The sequence below is a fragment of the Glaciecola sp. XM2 genome, from assembly GCF_018595715.1.
GTDB lineage: Bacteria > Pseudomonadota > Gammaproteobacteria > Enterobacterales > Alteromonadaceae > Glaciecola.
On sequence record NZ_JAHEOJ010000013.1, the window covers coordinates 85,171 to 95,678 of the forward strand.

8 protein-coding genes are annotated in these 10,508 nt (G+C 43.6%); 6 read left to right on the forward strand and 2 right to left on the reverse strand.

All coding sequences use genetic code 11. The features are described from left to right. Nucleotides 1–122: 122 nt before the first annotated feature. Nucleotides 123–1,400, forward strand: coding sequence for a metal-dependent hydrolase family protein (locus KJ365_RS00460; protein ID WP_214449656.1), 1,278 nt, complete (start codon nt 123–125; stop codon nt 1,398–1,400). Nucleotides 1,401–1,471: 71 nt separating this feature from the next. On the opposite strand, the gene KJ365_RS00465 is transcribed toward KJ365_RS00460, so the two are convergent. Continuing rightward, nucleotides 1,472–2,296, reverse strand: coding sequence for an SDR family oxidoreductase (locus KJ365_RS00465; RefSeq protein ID WP_214449657.1), 825 nt, complete (start codon nt 2,294–2,296; stop codon nt 1,472–1,474). A 351-nt stretch (nt 2,297–2,647) separates the two neighbouring features. Between KJ365_RS00465 and KJ365_RS00470 the strand changes: the two genes are divergently transcribed. The 5 genes from KJ365_RS00470 (at nt 2,648) to KJ365_RS00490 (ending at nt 8,866) form a co-directional block, all read left to right on the forward strand. Next, the gene (locus KJ365_RS00470) at nt 2,648–3,871 is read left to right on the forward strand and encodes a DUF418 domain-containing protein (protein WP_214449658.1); all 1,224 of its coding nucleotides are present in this window, start codon (nt 2,648–2,650) and stop codon (nt 3,869–3,871) included. 139 nt (nt 3,872–4,010) lie between these two features. Beyond that, nucleotides 4,011–6,563, forward strand: coding sequence for an efflux RND transporter permease subunit (locus tag KJ365_RS00475; RefSeq protein ID WP_214449659.1), 2,553 nt, complete (start codon nt 4,011–4,013; stop codon nt 6,561–6,563). Between the two features lie 2 nt (nt 6,564–6,565). After that, nucleotides 6,566–7,345: an outer membrane lipoprotein-sorting protein gene (locus tag KJ365_RS00480; protein ID WP_214449660.1), complete on the forward strand. Its 780-nt coding sequence runs from the start codon at nt 6,566–6,568 to the stop codon at nt 7,343–7,345. Beyond that, nucleotides 7,302–8,633: a hypothetical protein gene (locus tag KJ365_RS00485; RefSeq protein ID WP_352109283.1), complete on the forward strand. Its 1,332-nt coding sequence runs from the start codon at nt 7,302–7,304 to the stop codon at nt 8,631–8,633. Before KJ365_RS00480 ends, KJ365_RS00485 begins: the two co-directional genes overlap by 44 nt. Nucleotides 8,634–8,647: 14 nt before the next feature. Further along, complete coding sequence (locus KJ365_RS00490; protein WP_214449661.1) at nt 8,648–8,866, forward strand: YgaP family membrane protein; 219 nt, start codon at nt 8,648–8,650, stop codon at nt 8,864–8,866. 372 nt (nt 8,867–9,238) lie between these two features. Here the strand turns inward: KJ365_RS00490 and KJ365_RS00495 are convergent, their stop codons facing one another. After that, nucleotides 9,239–10,393: an IS110 family RNA-guided transposase gene (locus KJ365_RS00495; protein WP_214449579.1), complete on the reverse strand. Its 1,155-nt coding sequence runs from the start codon at nt 10,391–10,393 to the stop codon at nt 9,239–9,241. Nucleotides 10,394–10,508 lie beyond the last annotated feature (115 nt).

Genomic DNA, 10,508 nt, shown 5'->3' on the forward strand with positions numbered 1-10,508 from the left:
GATCAACTTACAAACTACGACTATGGTAGCAAGAACACCAGCCACACAACACAATGCATGTAAACAGGTATATATTCAATTCAATATGCTTCTCAAATACGCAAGTATTAAAGGATTAACTTATGTCATTCAAATTTAGTATCAGCCTATCAGTGATCTTCCTATTACTCGCCCAGAGCGCTGTGGCGCAAATAATAGTAGTAAAAGCAAACAACATGCTGGATGTAAGAAGTGGGAAAATAGTCTCGCCGGCGGTAATTTTGGTCAAAGATGGCGTGATTGAATCAGTCAACCCATCTAGCCTGCCTTCAGGTGCTCAAATAATCGATTTAGGTAACCAAACGCTCTTACCCGGCCTGATAGATATGCACACGCATATCACCGGTGATTATTTTACCGGTGATGAGTGGACCACAGCGGCAGTTCGTCAAACGGCGCCCGACTGGGCGCTGCAAGGTGTCAGATTTGCGCGAGAAATTCTAGAGAATGGCTTTACCACAGTACGTGATGTTGGCGCACAGCCTGGCTTTCCTGATGTGGCTTTGATGCGAGCCATAGAAGCCGGTCATATGCCAGGCCCAGATATTTGGCCCGCGGGACATGCGATATCGATTACCGGTGGACATTGCGATTGGACAGGCTTTGCACCTGGTGTAATGGAGTTAGGGCCTGAGGCAGGTATTGCCGATGGCGTTGATGAGGCGATGAAAGCTGTTCGCTATCAGGCCAAACATGGTGTGCGCGTGATTAAGATCTGCGCGACCGGCGGCGTGTTTTCATTTTCACAAAACGCTGAAATAGGCGCTCAGCAATACACACTTGAAGAGCTTGAAGCAATTGTGCATGAGGCCCATAAACTAGGCTTAAAAGTAGCCGCTCATGCCCACGGCACAGATGGCATCAATGCAGCTATTAGAGCGGGTGTAGACTCAATTGAACACGGGTCAATTTTATCTGACGAGTCAATCGATTTGATGAAAGAGCGTGGCACGTTTTTAGTACCTCAAGCCTATTTAAACGAATTTGAACTTGCACCCGACACGCCACCCGCCACTGTCGCAAAAAATGAGTATCTGAAGCCGTTGGTCACCAGAAGCTTCAAGCTAGCGTATGAGGCAGGTGTTAACATGGCATTTGGATCAGACAATGGTGTATTTCCACACAGAGATACACCGCTTGAATTTGAGGCCCTGATACGTATGGGTATTTCCGAAATAGACGCTTTGAGAATGGCCACTATTCACGCAACAAAGCTCCTTGGCGTAGACGATAGAGGGGAGCTTTCGGCTGGAAAGCGAGCCGATATTATCGCCATACCGGGTAACCCGCTAAATGATATTAGTGAGATGCGGTCAGTTTCGTTTGTTATGAAACAGGGTGTTATCTATAAGCAATTATGAAGAGCTCGTTGATTTCTTATACTTGTTTATACGCTCGCGTCATCTGCTTAATAGTGTTCAGCAAATGACACCTATGCTTTAGACCCAATCTGCTTTTTGATGGTTTTTAAAAACGCTTTGGTTAGTAACCTCTCATATAGCGATGGGATAAAGCGTTTTAAACGCCACAGGCGGCGTTCTGTTTTATGCGTCAGCAACATTAGCTTATTGCTTTGGATTTGCTTATCAATCATTGCCGCAACATCTGCAGCAGTGATGGTAGATTTTGCCATTTCTCGGTCTACAAAGGCTTTTGCTTTGGGATTGCCTTGCATAGAGTCAGTCAAGTTGGTTTTAAAAAACGCAGGGCACACTGCATGCACGCTCACGTTGTAGGCACATAATTCAAAACGAACCGTTTCACTTAGTGCAATCACTGCTGCCTTCGATGCATTATAAGCGCCAGAATTGGGTGGTGTGAGTATTCCTGCCATAGAAGCAATGTTTACAATGGCCCCAGATTGCTGATGCTTAAACAACTGAGCAAACACCTTGCAACCTCTCACAACGCCCATTAAATTCACGTCTAACACCTTATGCCATGCGTCTAATTCAACACTGCCGATATCGCCATAAGTGCCCGCCACTCCGGCGTTGTTTACCAATATGTCGACACCACCAAATTGCTCTTCCAAGCTTTTGCGGGCTTCGACTAAGCTCTCTTCTGAGGTTGTATCGCACACAAGCGCAAGCACATCGGATGTTAACTCACGTAACTCACTCTCGGTGGCATTGAGGTTTGGCTGCGAAATATCACCAATGGCAACGGCATATCCTTGCTTCGCGTAGTGTATCGCGATGGCCTTACCTAAACCGCTTGCGCCACCTGTAATAAAAATACGTTTATTAATCGTCATCTGTACTGCCCTTACCTAAATTACATGCCTTTGACATTTGATTTTAATATATATGCTTGCAGGAATTTTTGTAGTGCTCTCACTGGCACTGGCGAACAGCATACACGTCAGCATATTGTCCTAAATGATAATACAGGGAGGCTATTACCTCGTCGCAAGCAACTTGCGTAATGACTACGCACAGATCATGATCTGGTATCAAACTAAATACACCATCCGCCAACAAACTATTTTCAGCTCAATGAATAAACACTAGCTTTCTGATTGAAAAGTAAACAAAATGTAAGAGCGATGGAATATAGCGCGGATAAAAAGTAACTTTCTACTCAATATACCTACGAAGGATTGACCATGCTAAAGAGTGAGAGCAGACCCGAAACATCGCGCCATGACGTACTCGATGCGTTAAGAGGCTTCGCATTATTTGGGATCTTCTTTGCGAATATCCCCTTTTTCGCAGGCTGGCTGTTTGTTGATAATGATGCAAAGCTAAACATTGCGGGTGCAGAACTTTACGATTCGTTTATGTTATTTTTCATCGACGGACGCTTTTACACGATTTTTTCATTTCTGTTTGGCTTGGGATTTGCTCTGCAGCTCTCAAGGCTTCAAGCCAAAGCAAGTGATCACGCAAACTATATTTACCTTAGACGGTTGGGTATTTTATTAATCATCGGCTTGCTGCATCATTTCGTTTTTTGGGCGGGTGATATTCTCACTTTATACGCCGTATTAGGCTTTGCATTATTCTTCGTACGTCATCTAAGTGATACCAAGATACTCTATTTGGCGGCGGCGTTCTTTTTAGTGCCAGTGATTGGCTATTGGGCTTTTTGGACGCTAGATATTAACCCATCACTTGGTTTGTATGAGCTGACAGGGCAATTTGTGAGTGGTCAAGCAAATGCTGGCAGTTTTCTCGCGGGCTTTTATGAGGTGGTGTATACGACCGACTTGTTAAGGTTTTTTGAATTAAATACCCAACTCGGCACAGGCAGAATAGGCTATTACTTCGATACCTGGAGGATTCCTAAAGTATTTGCCGTCATGTTACTGGGCATGTGGGCAGGCCGTCGTTTAGTGACTAATCATTTGTTTAACGATGAAAAGTTGATCAACAGAACCATTGTGATTGGACTAATTATTGGGCTGCCTTCTAGTATCGCGTATAGTACCTTGTCTGGTTTAAATTCGTTTCAGCCCCATTCAACCGAAGGGTATATCTCTGTTATAGCCTATACACTAGCAGTATTCCCGCTGGGATTTGCCTACATCGCTTTGTTTGTAAAGCTTTGGAACAACAACAGCGGTCTACTAAAGATGTTCGCTTCTCCAGGGCGAATGGCACTCACCAATTATCTGATGCAAACCGTTTTGGGGATTAGCATTTTCTATGGGATAGGCTTTGGCTTAGCAATTCAGTATGGCCCCGCTTCGTTTGTTTTGATTGCGATATTGATTTTCGTTTTACAAGTTATTCTCTCAAATATATGGCTCAAGCATTTCCAATTTGGGCCCGTTGAATGGCTTTGGAGGGTCCTCACTTATGGTCAATGGTTCAAATTGAAGCGTTGAGTCACCCCTTGCACGCGCGCTTATTAAATGCAGCGCATAAACACATGATTGTAAAAGAAGAAGAGCACAACACCTGTTCGTAAATTTTGGCTTAATTTTTGTATTAGAGCATTTAACTGATATAAAAAAGCTAACAAATATGAAGCAAATAACGGAACATCTTGTACATTTTTGTACGCAAAAACCTAAATTGGTATATGCCATATTATTGGTTTTAGCGGTCGCATTTACGGCTCAAATTCCGCGCATACAAATCGACACAGACCCAGAGAATATGCTGGATGCAGCCCATCCAGCTAGGGTGTTTCACAACCAAGTAAAAGCTGACTTTGCAATGCATGATGCGATCGTAGTCGGTGTAGTAGATGATGCGAGTAAACAAGGTGTTTTTACCCCTGCCCTGCTGACTGACATTTATGACATAACTGAGTCAATATTGTCAATTGATGGCGTTGTATCGGCTGATCTGATGTCCATTTCGACGGTTGATAATATTACGCAATCTGCCCCAGGCACCATCCGTTTTGAATGGATGATGGACAAACCACCTGAAACCATAGCGCAAAGCGAAGCAATTCAAGCGTCTTTGGCTAGGCTACCGTTATTGCAAGACACCCTAGCCTCTACAAACGGAAAGGCCGCTGCGATTTATGTACCTATCATTGATAAGAATCAGAGTTATCAAATTGCTGAACAGATTCGAGTTGAAATCAATCGGCTGGAAGATACTGCAGACTGGTACATTACAGGTTTACCTGTGGCTGAAGATCAATTTGGCTTTGAGATGTTTATTCAAATGGGGATCTCAGCTCCTCTAGCCGGACTCACAATCTTTGTCTTATTGTTTGTGTTTTTTAGAAATATTCCTTTGATTATTGCACCAATGATTGTCGCAATGGCGACCGTCATGATCACCATGGGAGCGCTTATTGGGCTTGGATACACGGTGCACATCATGTCCTCTATGATTGCAATATTTTTAATGCCAATCGCAGTGGTCGATTCGGTGCATATTTTGTCTGAATTTAGTGATCGCTATAAGCCAGGAGAAGATTTACAAGCAACCATTGAAGAGGTCATTGGGCATCTGTTTACGCCGATGCTTTATACCTCAATCACATCATCGGTAGGTTTCTATTCACTAATGTTAACGCCTATTCCGCCGGTACAGATTTTTGGTGCCTTTGTGGGTAGCGGCATCTTATTAGCGTTTGTGATCACCATCACATTTATGCCCGCCTACCTTAGCCGCATGAATACAGCGTCATTGAACAAGCTCCAAGAGGTCATGCATGACAGCCAAGGCGGCAGTAAAATTGCTCAGTTTGCGAAGTCTTTAGGCCGCGTAGCAATGCGATTCAAAGGGTTATTGATTGTAGGCTTTGCTAGCGTATTCGTAGTATCTGCTTGGGGCATTACGCAAATACAGATTAACGACAACCCCGTACGTTGGTTTAAACAAGATCACGAAATTCGTGTGGCCGATAAAGTGCTAAATGAAAATTTTGCAGGAACGTACGATGCCTATATTGTTTTGAATACTGAAAATAGGCTTGTGCCCATAACAGACATTATGCAGCAGGAATTGCCGAGTAGTCTAATAGCATGGTCAGCGGAGCAAAACGCGATACTTTCAGACCAGCCACTTAGCGAACAATATCAACAATTGATTATCAATATAGAAGATAAGCTTTTTAATGATGTGACCAATGAAGAAGATGATTACTTAAATGCACTTATTGGCCGAGTAGAAACCAGCTTAAGTAAGTCAAAAGCTTTTCAATCGCCAAACTTACTGAGCTATATCTCTGAATTGCAGGCATATCTGCAAGCATCTGGTTTGGTCGGCAAATCTAACTCGTTAGCAGATGTAACCAAAGTCGTGAATCGAGAGCTTCGCTCTGGTGAACAAAAAGACTACCAAATTCCCAATTCGCCGCAAGCTGTGGCGCAAACCCTTTTGCAATATCAATCCTCACATCGTCCTGACGATTTATGGCACTTTGTTACGCCAGACTACCAACAATCCTTAATTTGGTTGCAATTAACCTCTGGTGATAACCAAGACATGACCAAAATCATAAGCTTGGTAGATGATTATCTTGTGCAAAATCCTCTACCCGACGGCGTTAATTTGGGTTGGGCAGGTAAGGCCTATATCAACGTGATATGGCAAGACAACATGGTGGCAGGCATGCTCAGTAGCTTGATCAGTGCCTTTGTTATTGTGTTTATTATGATGACGCTGCTGTTTCGTTCTATCATATTTGGCTTGCTGGCAATGCTGCCGCTTACCATTACCATCACTTTTATCTACGGGCTAATAGGCATTATCGGCAAAGACTACGATATGCCAATAGCGGTGCTATCGGCCCTGACGTTGGGCTTGTCAGTAGACTTTGCCATCCACTTTTTAGAGCGTGCACGAGAAGTATTTAAACAAACACAAAACGTTAAACACACCTTTGCTTTGATGTTTGATGAGCCCGCTACCGCAATTACGCGCAACGCTTTGGTCATTGCGCTTGGGTTCACCCCTTTGTTGTTTGCTCCTTTAGTGCCTTACATCACCGTGGGTGTTTTCTTAGCGAGCATCATGGCGATTTCAGCCTTAGTCACCCTACTCATTTTGCCTGCGGTAATGACCATAAGTAAAAGCATCGTATTTAAGCCTCAAACGAAAGGAGTTTGATCATGTTAAAAAGTATTTTGAGCGTAATTGCCCTTAGCGTCACAATGCAGGTTGGCGCGGTTGATGTGGATGCAATTATTCAGCAATCTGAAAAAGTCGCATACTACAGCGGACAAGATGGGCGTTCGGATGCGCGGATGATGATTGTAGATTCACAAGGACGCAAGCAGATGCGTCAGTTTACGATTTTACGCCGCGATATTGAAGATAATGGCGACCAGCAAATGATGGTCTTTTTCTCCCGCCCATCGGATGTAAAAGACACCGTATTTAGAGTTGAGAAAAAGGCAAACCTCGACACCGATGATGACCGTTGGCTTTACCTACCTGCACTGGACTTAGTCAAACGTATTTCAGCGGGTGACAAACGTACTTCTTTTGTAGGGTCACACTTTTTCTATGAAGACGTGTCGGGCCGAGCCATTCTAGAAGACAACTTTAGCCTTCAAGAAGAAACCGATAGTGCTTACGTGTTAAAGGCCACGCCAAAAGCGCCTGACAGTGTTGAATTTGATCATTACGTGGTCACCATCGATAAAAATACCATGCTACCGATGCTGATTGATTTTTTTAAGAATGATAACAACTACAGACGTGTCGAAGCGGTGTCAGTTGAGAATATCCAAGGCTTTCCTACTGTGGTGCGCTCTAAAGTGAGTGATCTTAGTAGCGGTGCATATACCTTGATGGAGTTTCGCAACATATCCTACGACATAGGGTTAACTGACGACATCTTTAGTGAGCGCAGTTTACGCAACCCGCCAAGAGAGTGGCTTAATTAATATGCAGCGTCGTATGTTGGCATTGATGCCTTTACTAATGCTTTTTTACAGTTCGGCTCACTCGCAAGATGACGAATGGGCCATGGATGACTGGGGCGAAGAGATATCAGAAGAAAGTGCTTTTACAGGCTTTTTTGAAGTCGCTTTAGGCGCTCGCCTATCCTCTGACCCCGTGATCAGCAGTGATAAAACCCTCGCAGATTTGCGCGCCCAAGTGCAATGGGATAAAGACTTTAGCCGCTCAAGTATCGAGTTTACTGGCGATATCTATTACGACGGTGTACTTGATCAAACGCGCGTGCAAATACGCGAGCTTGCATGGCAAGGCAACCTCGGTGCTCTTGGAGACTGGGGCAGTAAATTTGATCTCAAAGTCGGCCAGCAAATTCTCACTTGGGGCACCGGCGATTACGTTTTTTTAAACGATTTGTTTCCAAAGGATTTTCAATCATTCTTTGCAGGACGAGACGATGATTACCTCAAAGCCCCATCACTTTCAGCCAAAGTATCAGGCTTTTTTGATTGGGCAAATATCGACTTTGTTGTTACCCCCGAGTTTACCCCAGACAACTACATCAACGGCGACTACTTCTCATTTTTCTCGCCCATTTTTGGCAATAATATCGCGCCTGGCTTTAATGTAAAGCAAGCAAAATCACCAGAATATGCGCTGCGAATCTATAAGAGCATAAATGCCGTCGATTATGCCTTTTATGCATACAAAGGCTTCCACAAATCCCCATCTGCTTTTAACGAACTGGGTGAACCAAGCTTCAGCGAACTCGAAGTTTATGGTGCCAGTGCTATCACTACATTTGCCAGTGGTTTGTTAAACGTAGAGATAGCCTATTATGACTCCCTTGAAGATCAACAAGGCATTAACCCGCTCATATCTAATAGTCAAACACGCTACTTAGTGGGTTATGAACAAGAACTGGTAAAAAATCTAACCGGCTCGCTGCAGTGGTACGTAGAGCGAACAAGTGATTACGGTCGCTTGCAAGATAATTCATTCAACCCAATTTTTGAACCTAATGAAAATCGAACGGTATTGACGCAACGCCTTAACTATAGAGCTTTGCAGCAAACCCTTACGCTGAATCTGTTTAATTTTTATTCAACAAGTGATGATGATGGATATCTGAAGTTCAATGTCGATTATAGCCCCGTTGATCAGTGGAAACTGTCGGCGGGCTTCAATGTGTTTTACGGAGAAGAGCCTTATACGTTCTTCAATCAGTTTGAAGATGCGAGCAATCTGTTTGCTCGGTTTAAGTACTACTATTAACAAGAGAGGAAATTATGTCTGCAGAACGCGCGTTAACCGCCTTTGCTGGGTTTATGATCTTATTATCGCTTGCCCTTACCGTTTGGGTACACCCTAATTTTATTTGGTTTACCGCTTTTATTGGGGCCAATTTATTCCAACAAAGCTTTACTGGGTTTTGCCCAGCAACCATTATATTGCGCAAAGTGTTTGGGTTTAAAACCGAAAAAGAGTTGGCGATTGGCAAATCATAACAATCGTGATTAGAGGTGATATAACGAGTGTATTTGTAATCACCAAATACACTCGCCTTTAACTTACATGTTGGTATGACTCCCTTTGTCAAGTTTGACAAAACAATCCTGTGACATTCTTTCGGTCCATAAGATATTTAAAAATTAAGCTAACGCATCAGATGAGGCAGTATTGTCGTCGGTTTACATGCTGGTATCCGTAGGTTACTTATTTTTCAATAAGCAGAGCTGACCTTACTTTTTCCGCCGCAGTGCCTTCTCATCACTCTATGTTCGTGGGTCAAAAACGTGTTGTTTATTGCCTTCCTAACACCCTCGGAGGTTGCACCACATCCGCGGCCTGATCTAAATGCGCTAGCTTAAAACTCTTTATCATGCTGGCACTCTACTAGTGCGCAATTTTGGATTGACCGGTGTGAGTACCACTTCTTTGGTAATCGCCCATATGTAAGCCGCCATCTCCCTGGCAATCGCTGCAATGATTAAATTGTAGTGTTTGCCCTGCTTACTCATGCGTTGATAGCGCTTGCACAATCGTAGTTGCGCCTTCCAAGCAATGTCCAAAATATCTTTGGGTAAGCACTCTTGTCGCTTTTGTAACTCGGTAGAGATATTAGCGGCGAATCGGTAACTATGAGCGCCTTCGATAAGTAATCGTCGTGCACGGCCATTACCTGTTTTGGTAATGGCCCCAATACGGCGTTTACCACCAGAGGAATGTTCTGAGGGCACCAGACCTAAATAACTCATTAGCTTTCTTGGGTGGTCAAAGCGGGTTAAATCACCCAGCTCAGCCACTACACCAACAGCAACCAATAGTCTTACTCCTCGCATAGATTGAATCGCCTTGACCACAGGATAATAGCGCCACTGACGTACTTGATGTTCAAGTTCATTATCGAGTCGCTCTAAGCGCTGTATTCGTTCAGTGATGGTTTGAATGTATTCTTGTAACACGATGTGCTGTGCAGGATGCGGCAGTACCATTTCAGTGAGCCAACGAAGGTGTTTCTTAGACCAGTTAGCCACTCCGTCGTAGTGAATATTGTTTCGCAGCAAAAGTGCCTTTAATTGGTACTTTGCATCCTTTAAATCTTTCATGGCTGTTTCACGGCCACGAGATAAATCACGTACAGCCTCATCTTCCGGCTCGGGGACATAGATGGGGGATAGATCTTCAGATTTTAGTAATTTCACGAGCTTAAGTGCATCGCGTCTATCGGTCTTTATTTTATCACCAGGCTTTTTAGGAATGAGTGACGGCGCTACCACATAACAACAATGACCTAAGCTGGTGATAAACCGATAAATCCAATAGCCACAAGGGCCTGCTTCGTAAACAAAGTGCAGAGTTGCGTTTGGGTATTTGGATTCAAACTGACGCACAAGCTTTTTCACGCTTACTTTTGAAGAGGCTATGCGTCCCATATGAACCGGTGCTTTCCCTCTACCATCTTCGCAATACGCCACTTCGTGAAATTCTTTATGAGTATCCAATCCAATAAAAATTATGCTATGTTTATTCATGCTAGTCTCCAAATTTATATAATGTTTAATCGACAATTATTTATGGCACTGGCTATTGTAGCTAACCCACGAAAATGCGGAGACTAGCACTTTTGAAGGGAGTCATAATGTCTAT